13 protein-coding genes are annotated in these 16,932 nt (G+C 39.1%); 3 read left to right on the plus strand and 10 right to left on the minus strand.

Going from position 1 to position 16,932, the window contains the following annotated elements:
* Positions 1-19 precede the first annotated feature (19 nt).
* From AACH28_RS10320 to AACH28_RS10350, 7 genes are all read right to left on the minus strand, one after another.
* Positions 20-880, minus strand: a complete 861-nt coding sequence (locus AACH28_RS10320) for a DUF1735 domain-containing protein (RefSeq protein WP_088160469.1) — start codon at positions 878-880, stop codon at positions 20-22.
* Between the two features lie 12 nt (positions 881-892).
* Complete coding sequence (locus AACH28_RS10325) at positions 893-2,515, minus strand: SusD/RagB family nutrient-binding outer membrane lipoprotein (protein ID WP_088160468.1); 1,623 nt, start codon at positions 2,513-2,515, stop codon at positions 893-895.
* A gap of 11 nt (positions 2,516-2,526) precedes the next feature.
* Complete coding sequence (locus AACH28_RS10330) at positions 2,527-4,608, minus strand: TonB-dependent receptor (RefSeq protein ID WP_341832900.1); 2,082 nt, start codon at positions 4,606-4,608, stop codon at positions 2,527-2,529.
* Between the two features lie 50 nt (positions 4,609-4,658).
* Positions 4,659-5,885 (minus strand): IS4 family transposase, encoded by a 1,227-nt coding sequence (locus AACH28_RS10335; RefSeq protein WP_073067027.1) that lies wholly within the window; start codon positions 5,883-5,885, stop codon positions 4,659-4,661.
* A 77-nt stretch (positions 5,886-5,962) separates the two neighbouring features.
* Positions 5,963-7,087, minus strand: coding sequence for a carboxypeptidase-like regulatory domain-containing protein (locus AACH28_RS10340; protein ID WP_341832901.1), 1,125 nt, complete (start codon positions 7,085-7,087; stop codon positions 5,963-5,965).
* A 465-nt stretch (positions 7,088-7,552) separates the two neighbouring features.
* The gene (locus tag AACH28_RS10345) at positions 7,553-8,806 is read right to left on the minus strand and encodes a FecR domain-containing protein (RefSeq protein WP_341832902.1); all 1,254 of its coding nucleotides are present in this window, start codon (positions 8,804-8,806) and stop codon (positions 7,553-7,555) included.
* Positions 8,803-9,384: a sigma-70 family RNA polymerase sigma factor gene (locus AACH28_RS10350; RefSeq protein WP_313235242.1), complete on the minus strand. Its 582-nt coding sequence runs from the start codon at positions 9,382-9,384 to the stop codon at positions 8,803-8,805. The genes AACH28_RS10345 and AACH28_RS10350 overlap by 4 nt, the downstream gene beginning before the upstream one ends.
* 292 nt (positions 9,385-9,676) lie before the next feature.
* On the opposite strand from AACH28_RS10350, the gene AACH28_RS10355 reads away from it, so the two are divergent.
* Together AACH28_RS10355 and AACH28_RS10360 are read left to right on the plus strand one after the other, a co-directional pair.
* Positions 9,677-10,234: a MauE/DoxX family redox-associated membrane protein gene (locus tag AACH28_RS10355; protein ID WP_313235240.1), complete on the plus strand. Its 558-nt coding sequence runs from the start codon at positions 9,677-9,679 to the stop codon at positions 10,232-10,234.
* A 167-nt stretch (positions 10,235-10,401) separates the two neighbouring features.
* Positions 10,402-10,815 carry a hypothetical protein gene (locus AACH28_RS10360; RefSeq protein WP_341832903.1) on the plus strand — a complete coding sequence of 138 codons (414 nt, stop codon included), beginning with the start codon at positions 10,402-10,404 and terminating at the stop codon, positions 10,813-10,815.
* 72 nt (positions 10,816-10,887) lie between these two features.
* Here the strand turns inward: AACH28_RS10360 and AACH28_RS10365 are convergent, their stop codons facing one another.
* On the minus strand, positions 10,888-11,898 hold the full coding sequence (locus AACH28_RS10365; RefSeq protein WP_407073636.1) for a RagB/SusD family nutrient uptake outer membrane protein: 1,011 nt from the start codon (positions 11,896-11,898) through the stop codon (positions 10,888-10,890).
* Positions 11,899-12,036: 138 nt separating this feature from the next.
* Here AACH28_RS10365 and AACH28_RS10375 point away from each other — a divergent pair, with 138 nt between their 5' ends.
* Complete coding sequence (locus AACH28_RS10375; RefSeq protein ID WP_341831160.1) at positions 12,037-13,383, plus strand: IS5 family transposase; 1,347 nt, start codon at positions 12,037-12,039, stop codon at positions 13,381-13,383.
* On the opposite strand, the gene AACH28_RS10380 is transcribed toward AACH28_RS10375, so the two are convergent.
* Together AACH28_RS10380 and AACH28_RS10385 are read right to left on the minus strand one after the other, a co-directional pair.
* Positions 13,363-13,704: a hypothetical protein gene (locus AACH28_RS10380; protein WP_341832904.1), complete on the minus strand. Its 342-nt coding sequence runs from the start codon at positions 13,702-13,704 to the stop codon at positions 13,363-13,365. The two genes, AACH28_RS10375 and AACH28_RS10380, sit on opposite strands and share 21 nt — an antisense overlap.
* A gap of 11 nt (positions 13,705-13,715) precedes the next feature.
* On the minus strand, positions 13,716-16,928 hold the full coding sequence (locus AACH28_RS10385; protein WP_341832905.1) for a SusC/RagA family TonB-linked outer membrane protein: 3,213 nt from the start codon (positions 16,926-16,928) through the stop codon (positions 13,716-13,718).
* Positions 16,929-16,932 lie beyond the last annotated feature (4 nt).

Consider the following 16,932-nt stretch of genomic DNA (forward strand, 5'->3'; position numbering starts at 1 on the left):
CACTTCCCCCTTTCTAAATCTATCTTGATCCAGTGTAAACAAACTTTTCTTCAAACGTTCTGGCTCCACCATTTGACGTCCAGTTAACCGTCAATGTCTTCGTTGCTGGATCATAAACACTGGTGGACTTAGTCGCTATTGGCAGAAGCGAAAACATTTCCACAGTAATTTTATTAGTAGCCTGATCAATTGTATAGTTTACTTGATTTGAATAAGTACCTAACAAGCCAGGGTCCAACATACATTTATTACTTCCGATAGTTACTAACTTAACCGTTTTATTTGCATTAGGTACCAAAGCCGTATTCGCAGATGTCGTATATTTGTAAACACCGTCAAAGAAGTTTTTAGCTCCTAAATTCAATATAATCTTGCCAAAATTTCCCGAAATCTCTCCAGAAGACACTGTCTTTATAGCTAAACCAACAGCATAATCAGCATCAAAAGTAAACTGATCCGGTTTCAAATTAATTGGGACCGCAACTTCTCTTTCACCCTTTTTTATTACCGCTTCAGTTGTACTTAAACTATATTGTGAAGCAGGCATCGCCTCATATTCGGTTTCATTTTCGTCATTATATTTTTCTAGCAATGAGTTGTCAACAGCTATTGTTACTTTAATATCACTTTCTGCTGTTTTAGCTCCAACACATTTCAATTTCAAATTTACTACTCCAGTAGGAGCAATATTAAATGCTAAAGAGTATAAAGGTATAGAACTTGATTCATTAGATATTGGGACAGATACATCCCCAAACTCTATAATATTCGCAACAGCACCATCAGCATCCGGTCCTATTAAGTCTTTATCCTTTAAACAAGACGTTAGCACTAATGGAGAAGCTAACGCTAAGAAAATATATTTTATTATTTTTTTCATGTTAATCTAAATTTATTTAGCCCAAAATATTTTAGAAGAATACTTATTTATATCTGCAGGAACATTTGCTGCATTATAACTAAATTCAGTATTTGGATATAATATTCTAGTTGGTAATTTGTCTTCCGAGGTTGCACGTGACGCTATTGAAACAAACGTCGTTCTAGCATTCGCAGTAGTGTTTAAACCAACATTCTTTGGATATCCACTGCGACGAAATTCATTCCATGCCTCATGGCCAAATAGAAAATTCAAAGCAATATACTTTTGTGTTATGATAGCTTCGCGTTTTTGTTCTTTCCCAGTCTCTTTTCTTTCAGGTTTATTAGGGTTAGACTGATCTAAATAATCTACAAATTTCACTAAATAAGTATCATTATTATCAGTTTCATATTTCGTTAAATAAGCTTGAGCATCAGCTGCACTTTTAGTAGGCGCATCACCTTCATTCATGTATAAGTAGTTATAAGATGCCATTATTCCCTTTCTAAAATAAGTTCGGGATGCTTCATCTCCACCAGAAATAAGTCCGTCTAATGCAGCTTCAGCAGCCAAAAATTGACTTTCTGCAGCTAACATCAATGGTTGACCAGCAGCAGGACCTTTGATAACGCCTAACCCTCTATAATTTGTACCGCTTATCGTACCCGAGACTGGACGCATGACCCAGGCAGATGGCGCAACTCCAGTTGGAGGATTATCAACATTTCCAAGTTGATTTTTATTGGTTGATATTCCATTTGCGAAGACTAATGATGCACGTTCCGAGTCAGATATTTTAAAACCATCGTAGAAAGCCATTATATAATTGGTAGGAATAAATTGGGTTCCCCATGTTCCCACAGCGGCATTATCAGCGCCATAAGCCCAAGTATTCCACATCGGATTTTGCTTACCCGCAATTTTGGTAAATACAGGTTGTACAATTACATCGCTTTCAATAACGCCAATATTATCTATTGTCTTATTAGCAAATGTAGCTTTACTACCAGCTCTTAACACCAACCTCAATTTCAATGTATTAGCAAATTTAGCCCACGAGGTCGTATTACCTTTGAATATAACATCTGCAGTTTTAAAATCATCACTAGCAGTAGCCGATTTAAAGAAAGCCACTGCTGCATCCAATTTTTTAGCAAGATCGACATAGATATCAGCTGCCTTGTCGTATTTAGGAGTTAGCGAAGCAGCGCCCTTTAACGCATCTGAATAAGGAACATCATTATAGGTATCCACAAGATTCGCATAATTATACACTTTCATGACCTCTGCAGCTTGTACAAAAAGGGCTTTCCCTTCGCCTGCTTTTTCTACAACATACTGAAGATCAGTCAATGTATTATATGGAGTACTCCACAAGCCAGTCATAAACCCGGTTGAAAAATCGTAGGTAATCATATCACCCCAACCAGAGACCCCGCCCGATGTAGCATAATAACCTACTAATCGTCCGCCATAGGTATTATATGTTGGAACAGAAAGCGCTGTTGCAACCATAGCTTGAGGCAAAACAAGCTCTGGGGTCGACTGAGTCGGTGAATTTGGATTATCATTGATATCCAAAGCCTTTTTACAGGAAGAAGCTACCAATAAAGTAGACATTGCTATGGATAAATATTTTATTTTATTGTTCATGAGATTCGATATTAAAAAGTTAAACTAACAGAAAAACCAACGTAACGAGACGGCGGTGTTTGACTTAAACCTGTCAAACCAAGCGCATTTCCATTGGATGATCCGTTTCCATCAGAATATTCTGGATCGGTATAAACATTTGTAGCAGGTGTCCATAGAAACAAGTTACGACCTTGTACACTCACTCGAGCCTTCTTAATCACATTTTGACCGGCAAGAAAAGATTTCGGTAAATTATAAGACAATGACATTTCACGGATTTTCCAGAATGCTGCTGAAGTCACATAGGTTTCGTCAATATTTCGTCGTCCAGTAGCCATTGTCCAATAATCAGCTCCACCATCATAAACAGTAATGTTTGTATTTTTTACATAAGAATTTGTTGCTTCATCCCAATAAGATGAATTTGGAATAACAAATCGTTCACGATCGTAAGCAACGGTATTTATTCCTGATCCGGAGAAATCAAACAAATCTGCTCCATTATTAAAGATATAGTTACCTGTACGATACTCAGCACTTGTGTAAAATGTTAGATCTTTATAAGATAATGACAAGTTTAAACCTAGTGTATGCGTTGGAAGCGCTGCTCCCAGCACCTTCAATGTACCATCTGTAGTTGGATATCCTGTAATACGATCCACAATAATACGTCCTTCAGGATCTCTATTATAAGTAGAACCCATGATTACAGGGAAAGCTTCGCCTTTTACTGCGTAAGATCCTGTACCACCTGTGTACGTAGCCAAAGCCAACTGGTCTAAACCTTCTGCAATTTCGACAACCTTATTCTGAATATAAGTAAAATTTCCGCCTAAAGTCAAGTCCCAATCTGCCGTACGGATTGGTGATACGCTTAGTCTCGATTCGATACCTTTACCTGTGGTTGTTCCTGCATTCAGTAAATATTTATTATAACCAGATGCCCAAGAAATATCTGTTGGAACTGTATTGTCTGTTGTTTTATTATTAAAATATGTAACATCTGCAGATACCCTATTATTCCACCATGCAGATTCAAAACCAAATTCAATAGATCGCGTCATTTCCGGCTTTAATCCAGGCTGAACTATCTGATTACCAACTGTATGACCGCCAATTCCATTATATGGATATCCGGAACCTTGGCCAAAAGTAGGTACCGTTGCATAGGCTCCAAAGTTGGATGAGCTACCAACGTTGACTTGACCTACTTTAGATAAACTCCCTCTTAGCTTCAAAAAGTTCAATGGTTGAAAATCTTTTAATGCTTCAATTGCATCAGTTGCAACAAATGAAACAGTTGCCCCTGGATAGAAGAATGAACGATTGTCTGGATCTAAAATTGAAACCCAATCATTACGTCCCGTTAATGTCAAAAATAAATAATTTTTGTAGGCTACATCAATTTTACCAGCTAGACCAAAAGTTCTCGCTAGATAATCCGCTTGGCCTGTAGATGGAGGATTCAAACTATTTCCCTGATTGTAAATACCATCGACAACCAAACCATTAACTGTAGCTGACAAATTCGAAGATTGATTCTGAACATATTGAAATAACGCCGTATAGTCGAATTTGAAATCTCCGTTTGTATGTGTCGCATGTGCATTAAAATCAGACACTATACTTGTAGCATAACTTGCAGCATCAGAGACGCTACCAGTAATATTAGTTCCTTTATATGCACCATGCAAACCAGCAGCATAAGGTGTAAAGGTGAATTTACCAGTCGTATATTTATAGGATTGATTAGAAGTGGTCATACCCACACGTCCCATAAAGTCTAACCAAGACAAAGGTTTAAAATTCAATTCCACATTACCCATGAAATAATCATTCCTAATTTTTTGGCGATTATTTGCGGCAATAAAATAAGGGTTATTATAGTAAGCGTTATAATAACCATTTGGATTTGCAAAAGGATTATTTTGCCAATCTTTATAGCTTGTTAACGGCACCTGACCCGGAGATTGCAAAACCGCATCATAAATATTTGCGTTTGCAGATGTTTGATCGTATCTATTTTGAGCGTAATATGAAGTATAATTAATATTGAGAATCACTATCAAACGGATAAACACACAAATGAGTAATATTCCTTCATAAAACATTGTTTTTCAATATGTTTTTATAAGAATACAAAAACTCACCTCTCTGTTTTTCAGAACAATTCTGTCTGTATCCAAGGTGGTTTTCTTCGTTTTTTCTGTTTCGTGTAAGTTCTCCTGCTGTTCTGTACCATCCAAAATATTTCCAGATGGCTGATTAAATGAATCCTGATGAGTGCCGCAATGGTAGAAAATGCCTTTTTGCTCTTTGATTTTACACGTAGAACTTGCAACAGTAGCTGTGCAATCAGGGTACACCAAATTTGGGTTTTGATGCCGTTTTCTGTTTCGGAATAAAAATAATGTAACTGGAAGTTTTGTTTGAGTTTTTTGAACAATAGTTCAATGTTCCAACGAAGTTTGTACAAAAAAGCGACTTCTTCCCGGCTGATTTCAAAATTATTGGTGATAAACTCAAAAATCCGCCCTTTATCATCCCTGTAGTTTACTTTTCTGAGGCATAAAGTCTTTTGCTTATTGTCTTCTTTGTAAATGAGATGAACGTGCTCTTCCAGCAAAACACCGGATTCTCCGTCTTGCAACTCTTGTCTGAAGAGTTCTTCCTCTACTTGATATACCGCATTTTTCTTCAATCTGCACACAAAATTGACTTGTTGCTCCGTCCAATGGGCAAATTGCAGGTAATGATTGTAAGCTCTGTCAAAAACAATCATGCTGTGGGCTGCCAGATTCAAATACTGAAGAAAATTTTTGTCGTGCAGTTTAGCTTCGCTGATTTTCACAAATTCAGGCGTATCGCTGTGGGCATCTGTCATCATGTGTACTTTCAGTCCGCCTTTTTTCTTTCCTTCGTTCTTGGGGTTTCTGCCTACTCCTTTCATAATGTCTGAAAACAAGCGTATGGTACTGGAATCGAAGATAAAAAGCTTGGCAAAAGAAACATTATCAATACGGCTGACCGACAAAACGGACTTGAAATGTTCCAATAACATAAAATAGACATCCTTGAAAAATTCATTGTCCCTGCCCCGAAGCCCATCGCCTGCCGTGCTCTTGGCGGGAGATTTTTCCATTCCCAAATAATTGAGTTTCCCTGCCAAACCTTGCATCCCATCGCATATTTCACCCATAGAATCGCATCGGCTGAATATGCCGAAAAGCATCGTCATCAAATGCGTCCACGAATCAAATGTTTTATAATATCGGTCTGATTGATGCTTGTTAACCAATAAATCAAACTTGTTGCGGGGGATAAATTGCAATATTTGTTTGAAAATTGGCTGACCGACTAAATTCTTTTCTGTATTTTTATGGCTCATATTTTTAGTGTGTAGTAAAACTAAAATATGAAAAAAGGAGCTACCTGAACAGATGGCTCCTTATATTTTTTTGTCGGTTAGTAGTGATTGAGAATATCATTTAATTTTCGACTTCCGTTTACACGAGCAGATGCTCTATTATATTTATCAAAAGGAACGGTACCTGTCGATTTTAAATATTGCCCTGAAAAACGGAAAGAGCTATTCTCATGTTTGGATGCCACGGCCAAATTTGTCATGTTTGTCACTCCTGTTTCCCAAAATTTATCCTTTCCACCATTCCACGAATAAGGTCCTGTTTGTGTTGATCCATCCTCTAGAGGATCACCAATTTGCACTATAGAGCCATCAAAAGCAGGTCCATATTGTTGGTTTTCGTAGGGTACATAAAAGATATCATGCGCCGAATAGCCTGAACCAAAACGTTTTTGAACTTCAGGCAAAAAGTTAACATTCTCAAATGTAGTCGTATTATCGATAGTTACCTCTAATCCATTACTAGCAGCACCTCTTTTCGTTTTAATAATCAAAGCACCGTTAGAAGCTTGCGAACCATATAAGGCAGCCGCGGAAGATCCGTTTAGAACTGTAATATCTTCAACATCGTCTGGGTTTAAATTCCCCAGCATAGAAGATGGAGAAATTACGTTGTCAATAACAATCAATGCTTGGTTATTACCAGTTAACGAACGCATCCCCCTTAACATGACACGGTAATTAGGGTTCACACCCGATCCTACACCTTGTACAGTAAGACCTGCGACTTTACCAGTTAAACCTGTCACGATATTGGTTGGCTTAGCCTGTTGTAAATCCTCCGCTTTAATTGTGGTCTGTGCAGCTCCAATTGAACGACGACTAGCAGTTAACCCCGCACCAGTCACAACGACTTCATCAAGAACAGATTCATTTCCACTAAGTTGTATATTATACAAACTGGAACCTTGTGCAACTGTAATTGTTTTGTCTGAATAGCCTACAGAACGAAAGACTAAAATTTTTCCAGTAGGAACATTAATGGAATAGTTACCGTTTGCATCGGTTTGTGTGGCTTGGTTAGTACCTTGAATAACAATAGTAACGCCTGGCAACCCCTCGCCATTTGTACCTGTCACTCGTCCACTAACCTTCTTTTCTTGGGCGAATGCTACCGAAGTGAGGATAGCACCACCCAATAAAAAACTGAGTAGTTTGTGTTTCATATGTTTATGTTTAATTAAGTATGTTTATTTAAATTCTTGGCAATACAGCACCTTGGCTAGCGAATTTTTTACTTCTCAATAATTATTATATGCGATGTTAGTTAGTCATACATCTTTTAAGTCAACAATGTCAGCTGTTAAAAAATGTTAAATACAAATTTATAACTTTTTTTAACTTTTGCAATGCAAGCATAACTTTGTGATAACATTTATTTCACAATAAATCACAAACATCTGATAAACAGGTTATTATTTTTGATGCAATATTAATTAAAGTAACATTGTTTAAACAAACATATTTATTTGTATTTCCCCTCGAACCATGTTATCCATTCACTTATCTTTCATCAAATTCTATTTATTTATAATAGTATATTTTCCACTGGCGGTAAATCCGACCTTTAAATGAATGATCTCAAACGCTCTATTCATCTGTTCGCTTCAGACTTATAGATAAGGAAATTTTCATTTCATCGCTGTACGACTTTCCTTATGATCTTCAGGGCAAAAACTTATCATCCCTTTTTTCTCATACATCAACACGCCAGCATCGCGTATCACAGCATAAACTTTTTCCCTGTTGGTCCTGTAGCACACAGTCGTACTTATGAGCTTATTCGGTATGCATTTCATATTTTTGACCGTAAATCCATGCCAGCGGCTCATCTGCCAGACAAACTCTGTCAGTGGGACATCTTTGTATTCACGTACAGCATTCGCCCATTGCGAAGCTTGTTCAAAATCCCCGTTCGTTAAATAAAATAGACTATCCCTTTGTATTTTTTCACCCTTCGGTAAATAGGATTTGATAACCGCAACTTCGTCCGAACATTGAAGCACCTGCCTTTTGTTTGATCTGCAATCAGAAACTAAAACTTCTCCGTATGATACCGTTGCTCGCGTAAACTGGGCATAAGATGCTAATTCAAACCTTCCGTAATCACTCGAAATTTTTCCATTGATAGTGTGTATTACCATCACGCTCCCAAACAGTTGGCTAGGTATGTCTATAAGCGCCTCGCCCTCGATAAACAGATGTGTACTATCTCCTTGCGTCAACGGATAACAAAGAGTTGATTGGGCATTCAGCCGGACCCGCATACCGTACGGAAATTCTATAACACATTGCTGACGAGCAGCTGTTCTGATCACGATATCCGTCTCGTTTGCATTTACTTCCCGCCCACTGGATGATTTATCAAATTCCAATACCCCCTCGGCGGTCTTGGCGAGCGAAATACCGTTTAAATCAAGCAATACTCCGGTTGCATTCGTATCCAATCGAATGATAGATGAATCAGCAAGCATTATTGTACCTGCAGATTCAGACAATGGTATTTCCGTACCAGAGGACATACTAGCACATTCCAGACCGATTTCAGCCCTATAATCCCTGTGTTTTAACATGACAATTACAGCCGGCAGCAAAAGAAATAAAACTGCTGCTGCAGCACACCACCACCATAATTGCCGTTTCTTTTTCCTAGCTAACCGATCTCCCGCAGCCCGGATCTGTTCAAAATCAGGCCGCCACTCGATGGATAATTCGTTTGACCGATTAGTAGACATTTCTTCGATCACCTCGGCAATCATTGCATCAAATTCCTCTTCACTAAAAATTTTCTCCGCTGCTTCTAATTGATCGGATTCTGTAAAACTGATACTCGCGTCCATACGCTTCCTGATCAGTTCTTTTACATATGTTCTGTTGTAAATCATTTCACCTTGTAATAAACAAATAAGCCCATAAGATCTTTCAACTTTTTTCGGATCACCTTCAGTGCCCTAGACAATTTATTTTTCACCGTCTGTTCTGCCATTCCATAGGTTGCCATTAATTCCTTGTTACTCCTACCCTCAAACTTCGATTTAATGACAAGCTCCCGATCCTGGGGAGGTAATTCCTCACAAGCCTCCAAGATCAGCATCTCAAGTTCGTTATAGGCAAATCTATCGTCTGCGCATTGACCACTAGCCATATCCAGACCGTTATCGAGCGAAATCTTATTGTATTTTGCCTCACATCTGATATAATAAAGAGCTTTATTTTTCGCTACGCGCTGCATCCAATATACAGGTGCTTCTAGCTTCGCGACCAACTGCCTTTTTTCCCAGATTACGATTAATGTCTCATTTAATACATCTTTGACTAGATCGTCATCATCATAAATAAAACGACGGATATACTTTTCCAGACTCCCGCCATAATGCGCAAAAATCTGCTCAAGCGCTACATTAGGCTGTGAGTCTAATAATTGAAAAAAGTAACGATCGTATGTATTTGTTTCTTTTGCCATTCGTCTATCCTCTCTAACATCATTTCAATGAAATTTATAAACTTAAAAATCAGATACTTATAAAAAATACAGCATATTAACAGGTACGAACTAGCCTTTATTGCTAGTAGTATATAGAAGAATTAGAAGATTAGATTTTAAATCAGTAATAAAACAAAGATAGTAAAAGCTATATAACAAACCAAGAAAAACAATATACAATACACTGATTTACAAATAGTTGAATTCAAAATTCAACCAGATACTCTTATGCTTCTTTTATAGATTAGAAAAGACATTAACAACAAAAAAAATGAACGCAAGAACGGCACATATCGCAATGGAAAGCATCCGAATCGGATTTATGGTCTTTTGGATCTATGTAGCTATAGACAAGCTCATGGAACCCAGCGCATTCCAAGCTGCTCTTCTCCGGCAACCGTTACCAAGCAGCTGGGCAAAACCTCTTTCTTTGACACTTCCTACTTTTGAGTTCACTACCGGAATCCTTTTAGCCGGTCGGTATAAAAAAATAGGATTACTGCTATCTATAGCTTTATTATCCTCTTTCAGTGTCTATATTGCATTGGGACTACTCAATCTATATCCGCAGAAACCGTGTGGCTGCGCATCCGTATTTGAAAGTTTGTCGTGGGAATGGCACTTGGTGGTAAATATGGTCCTTTTTACGTTATCCATATTGGGATGGTACTTGACTGGCCCAACCAGCCCCATGGAAAGGTACGAGAAAAAGGATCTATCAATTGGCTTTACCTTTACACCGCCCATTCCTTTAGGTATTGTCATACTTTGTCTTTGTCACACTTCTCAAAAACACTTTCCGCGAAAATTTGCACTATTCCCGGCTTAGCCGGTATAGAAATAAATTATGACACGTGATGGACAGCCCGTAAAAATCGATCCCGAGGTATAAAACAGACTGAAACACCTCGTTAAAGCAAGGTATCAGTCATCAATAAAAAAATTGAGTTTTTTGTGGAGGTAAACTTTTTTTGCTCTTATAAAAAAGGCCTCGGTATGAAAGCAATATCTTTCATGAAAAAGCATGCGATGGTGATGTTGGCTGGCGCTGCAATAATTGGATTCAGTTCTTTTAAAGTAATTAAACTAAATAACGAAAATAAAGATACTGACTTAATATTTACGTATGTTCCGCCAGCTGGTTCCCCAGCTCCCTATTCGGATACAAACGTAAAAAATACTGCAAATTGGCAGAGGAGTTCTATTAGCTGCTCAGATTCGGAAGACCAAGATGTCGCTTGTTCAATTGCTGTACCATCTGCCAGCACGATGAATAGTGGAAATAATATCGATCCTTCCAAAGTAACGATCGAGACATTTCAGCACAGCACCAACAACTATGGTGTGTCTCCTTCTTCGGCGTCCACACCGCAGTACAATGATCCATTGAACAAACCTTTGGATCCATAAATCGAAAAGCCCATAGCCCCTAATTTCGGCTATGGGCTTTCAGCACAATGATACATTGGATTGATTCAGTTCTTATCTTAGAAAAACATCTAAGTCTGTAGGAGTATTTAAAATTAGCTTTGATGAATTCGGACTAAGCTCCACCCGCTCTCCTTCTATCATACGAACCATTTTAATGGCTGTTCCTTCGAGGTTCAAGCGTTTAATATCTGATAAACGAATTCCCCTCATCAACAGTTCTTTTCGTCTTTCCAGCAATACAATCCCCAAAGCTTCGTTGTTATCCTGTGCTGCTTTTGGCACAAATACCTTCGTACGATCCCACCGATTTTTTAGCAGGAGATTAACATCCTGCATGCTCGCTTTCAAAGTACCTTTCCGGGCATTGCTTTCCGCGCGTATCAGAAGCATCTCTGCCGTTGTTAACCCAGAAAACATCCACTGTATGGAATGGGAATAAGTTCCTTTAAATTTAAAATACTTGCCGGAAGCACTAAAAAAAGCTATCCGTCTCAGATCGGCACTGTCATAGCTATTCATTAAATTAGAATCGATTAAAGCGCGCGTTGGGATATAGTTCTGAAACTTTTGACCCATTTCAGAATAAAAGATCGTTTCCTTGGTAAACTTCGAAAAGGGCACCGAAGCGCTAATCTTTATTCCGTCTTCAGGCTGATTATAATCCATTAGCTCATTGAACAGCTTCAACGATTCGTCGGCGGCATTTCCTGCTTGTTCGTAAAGACCCATGGACAGGTAAGCCCGGGCTAATAGTGCATATGCGCCTGCTTTTGAAGGCCGTGATTTCAGCAAAGGGACATCCTCTAAATTTTCCGCGGCCATTTGAGCATCTTTCAATACTTGCTGATAGCATTCACCTACCGTAGAAAATTCACTCTTCACATTAAAATCAGATTTAAAACGCAAGACAATGCCTCTCTCCTCATTCTTTCCCTCCGGATCAAACGCTGGAGCGTAAGTCCATAGTAACTGAAGTAAATAGTAAGCCCTGTAAAAATGAGCCGAGCCATAGACATTTTTCCAGTCACCGCTGTTGACATCGGTCCTTTCAATTTTGTCCAATATTTCCAGGCAAAAGTTGGCATTATATAGTCTCTCCTTAAACCACCTATAATTTACTGATTATTAGTATTTTGGGTTTAAAATAGCTTGTTTTTTATTGCAAGAATTTGTATCTTAGAGCTTTAAAACCTTGCAAATATGTTGGGGAAAAATCCAGAAAAGAAGCCAGAATTATTTCGCCCAATGTTGGTGGATTTTATTGACCACGAGCATGAACTTGTTCTACTTTCAGAAAAAATAGATTGGAATTATTTTGAGAAAGAATTTTCGCCCTTGTATTCCAAAGTGGGCAATCCGAGCCATCCGATTCGGTTTATGGTGGGTTGTTTGCTACTGAAACATTTGTATAATTTGGGCGATGAGACGTTGGAAAAAGCCTGGATCATGAATCCTTATATGCAGCATTTTTGTGGCAGGGTTTTCTTTGAACACGAATTTCCTTGTGACCCGAGTAATTTTGTTCATTTCCGAAAAAGAATTGGCGAAAAAGGTATCGAAAAAATCTTTGCCTACAGCGTAAGAATGCACGATGCCAAGACGAACACCTCAAATTTTGTTTTGTCCGATACTACCGTTCAGGAGAATAATACCTCTTTTCCTACCGATGCAAAATTGTGCAAAAAAGTGATTGATTATTGCAACAAAATAGCCGGAAATGAAGGCATAAAACAAAGACAACGCTACACAAAAGTCAGCAAACAAATGGTGCGCAACACCTACAACGGAAAACATCCCAAGCGGGCAAAAGCGGCAAGGAAATCTCAAAGACAGCTCAAAACCATCGCCATGAGACTGATTCGTGAATTGCAACGGAATTTTAATGCAGAACAGCAAGAATTTTATAAAGATTTAATGACATTGTACACCAAGGTTGTCACACAAAAAAGAAACGATGCCGATAAAATTTACAGCATTCACAAGCCTTTTACCCGATGTATTGCCAAAGGAAAAGCGCATAGCCAGTATGAATTTGGGAATAAGGTAGGTTTGATAACCACCGCCAACAAAGGCAAGAAAATCATTCTCGGGATTAAAGCATTTTTGCAAACTCCTTACGATGGTCACACCATAGAACCACTTTTGGAACAGATGGAAACCGGTGGTCAAAAGCTCCCAAAAGAACTCCTTTACGATAGAGGTGGCAGAGGAAAATCAGAAATAAAGGGCGTGAAAATCTCCATCCCAAGCACTCCAAGAAAAAAAGACACTGCTTATCAAAAGCAGACAAAGCGCAAAAAATTTAGAACCAGAGCGGCAATAGAACCTATCATCGGACATTTAAAAACCGATTTTAGGCTGGCAAAAAATTACTTCATGGGAGAAACGGGACCACAAATCAATGCATTACTAGCTGCAACCGCTTGGAACATGAAGAAAATGATGGAACTACTGAAACAGAAAATTATTTTCTTATTTTATAAGATACAAATTATGCTGTTTTCTAATCCTGTTTTTAAATATAAATTAAATAGTGGGTTTTGTTAAGGAACGACTATATATAGGCAGGTAGGCCGAAGACCAATCATTGGGATATGCATAATCGAAAGCTTCCCATTTGTACAGCAACTTCATTTCCGGTAAAAGAGCCTTATAATTGTTGTCCAGCAGAAAATAATCATCAGCTGCCGATTCAGCATATGAAGGTGTTCTTCGCTCATTCATATAGCCAAAATCATCCAGTATCTCCTGCAGGTCCCGTATCGATGCCGGAACCTGATAGGCATTGCTATTCTTTGGATCAAGGTAATGGCTGCAGGAAGTACATGCAACCAGACAGCATAAAATAAAATATATCGTCAATTTCATACAGCAAATGGTTAAAAGCTGGCACGAAGGCCAAGTGAATAATTTTTCTGCAAAGGAATCGCTTCGGGATTATCTGGATCAAGCCCGCGCCGGTTTGCACGCCAGATAATTCCTAGATTGGCCGCATTGGCAAATAATCGTATATTATTGATCCCTCTGTTTATTTTAGGCAAATTATAGGTCAGGTTGATAAACTGGAGTCGGATATGGTCGCCCTTTTCAACAAGGATTTCACTAGCACCATAAAACGCATCCCTCCCGGGCATAGTCAATGGAAATTCCAAAGATGGCACGTTGGTATGGTCTCCTTTTTGCTGCCAACGATCATAATAATCGGGATGAACCGTTCCATAATTGATAAGAGCACTTGAAGTGAACGAAGATCTCCGAAAGTAATAGCCCATGCGATAACTCAAATTGAAAGACAGACTCAGATTCTTATAGGAAAATGTATTCAACCAGCCACCATAATGAACAGGTATGGCAGAACCAATAAAATGGGCTGAACCACCCTCCCCCGCACTTCCTATTGAACCTTCATTAATTGCAGTATAGTCCGTCGATATTTCCCCATTCCATACTCCCTGCGGATTTCCGTTATCGTCAAGGCCTTTCCAGATAAATGCCGCAAGACCATACAGTGGATAGCCAATAACCGGATTGATCTGAGTGCCAGAAGCATTTACCATACGATAGAGCTGACTTTGGTCATTGGGGTAGTAATAAGCAGTTGTCTTGTTATTATTGTAATTATAGATCAGCGACGACTGCCATCCCAATACACCTGATTTTAGGTCATAATTTAGCTGTACATCCAATCCTTTTCCTTTCATTGCCGCTACATTCTGGATGATCGTTCCCCTAGCGCCCCAGCTCGTATAATCATAATTAGTCTCGCCATAGAGATCGGATCCATTTTTAATATAGTATTCTATCGAACCAGAAAGCGGAAAATCTTTTAGCGCGAACTCCAGTCCCGTATTCAGCTGCATCACTTCTTCCCAGCGCAAAGAAGGGTTGTTGATTGTTCCGATCCTTCCATAAGGCAACGAACCATTGATGGTTGAATTTGTCGCCGAACCGCTAATCGGTAAGGCCGACCGGCTCAAATCAACATTACCACTATAACCCAATGTTGCTTTAAGCTTTAGATAATTTAAAGGAAGTTTCTCGAAAAACGATTCTTTGGACAGCACATAGCCCGCGCCTAAAGACCAAAGCGGCTTCCATTTGTCATTCGTCGCTACGCCATAAATATTCGAGCCATCTCTTCTTATATTTCCACTGAGCATATAACGATCTTTCCAGGTATAATGAAAATTTCCGTAAACACTTACAAATCTATTCAGTCTGGTTGGAGACAGATTTGGAGTTCCCATTATTGTACCCGAACTGCCGAAAGGTTTCTTGAGATAACTCGTTGTAAAATCTACTGGAACCATTGATAGCGGATCTTCACGATAACCATAATAGACCATGCTATTGCCCCATGCCTTTGTTTGCCGTATCTCCAGTCCGGCCATCGCAATGAAAGCATGCTGGCCTACCTTTTTATTAAAATCAAATTGACTTCTAAAAGCATAAGATTCTTGGTTATTGCCTGTTTTCCATAAAATATCCCCATAAGGTACGATGTAAGTTACCTTTCCTGTGGTTTCATTGATCTGGCTGAACGCATTCACCATATCGCGCACAAAATAACTTTCTTTCATATAATGGTTATCGATCAGTCCATCTTGACGCTGACGCTGGTAATTGGATTTCAATATACCGCCAGAAAAAAGCTTAATACTGATACCGATATTTGCGATATATTCCTGGATCGTATTCGTTTCTGTATTGTATTTAAAATCCTCGACGGGATAGTAATTCCAGTCGAATAACCGTCCTTTTCCTACTGTATCCAGCACTGTTTTTCCATAGCTTTCATAAAATGCCGCTGGGCTGCCGTGCTCATCAAACAGAGACAGATAGGGTACCACATACTGGTTGCCCACACTTGCCAGTGTAGCATAAGATGGAATATTGCTATTCCTGTTTTTTTTATTGGAATAAGATGCTGACACATTGACGGTCAACCATTTGTTCAAGGTCATCGTATTGGCAAGTCTAATTGTTGTACGTACAGCGGGCTGGCTATAATTATCTTTCTGCCAGTCCTGCCCCAGCGCAAGAGTCCAGCTATTGGATGCTCGCCCTCCTGAGATATTTACACCTAATTGCTGCGTCTGTGCAGGTTTATAAAAATAGTTGCGATACTGCTGCCTCAGATCAGACTTTAGGTAAAACGCTTTACGAGACTGATATGCATCATCCGAGATTTCATTTTTACGCCTTTTATCCAACCAATAAACGATAGGCGAAACAGGTGGCCCATCCCAGCTGTTCAGTCGGCTATCAAACTGGCCAGCAGCAAACAGCATTTCCTCTAGGTCAATATAATCCTTATTGCCCACTATAGCCAATGGAGAAAGATCAGGCTTTTCCTTAACACTTGTGTTGAAATTTAGATCAAGGCGTGTATTTCCATCCATTTTTGACCTTTTTGTAGTCAGGACAATCACCCCATTTCCGCCCCGGGCACCATAGATCGACGTCGCCTCGGCATCTTTCAGGACTGTAACGGATTCAATATCGTTCGGATTGATATTATTGATATCCCCTTCATAGACAAATTCATCAAGTACGATCAAGGGATCCAGTGGACCGTTTATGGTACCATATCCACGCACGGTGACCCCGAGTTTATTTTGTGGATTGAGATTGGTTTTTCCTTTTTGGAAAACAAGTCCATTTGTTACCCCTTCTAAGCGATCCAGGATATTCATTCCAACCTGCTTTTCCAGCAGATCTTTTTTCAGTACCGTCACTGAGCCATTGATCTGGTTGACCTTCAGTTTCTGATAGCCTGTACTTATCTCAACTTCCGCCAATTGATTTGTTAGCTCTTTTAGCACCACAACGAGGTTATCATCGTTTCCGCGAGCTATTATAGTTTCCGGCTGGTATCCGATCAGGGAAAAGCGTATCGAATCATTTAGTCCGGCCTTTACAGTAAATTTCCCGGCATTGTCCGAGCGCACAGAGCTACTTTTCGAAACCACATTTACATTTGCCAGCGGTGTGCCACTGGAATTCAGAATCTTACCTTTCCATAATCTTTCGCGAGTTTGGCCTGTGGCAAAATGAAGGAGGATAAGAATATAACAAAAGACTTTTAGCATATAC

The sequence above is a fragment of the Sphingobacterium thalpophilum genome (assembly GCF_038396785.1).
Lineage (GTDB): Bacteria > Bacteroidota > Bacteroidia > Sphingobacteriales > Sphingobacteriaceae > Sphingobacterium > Sphingobacterium thalpophilum_A.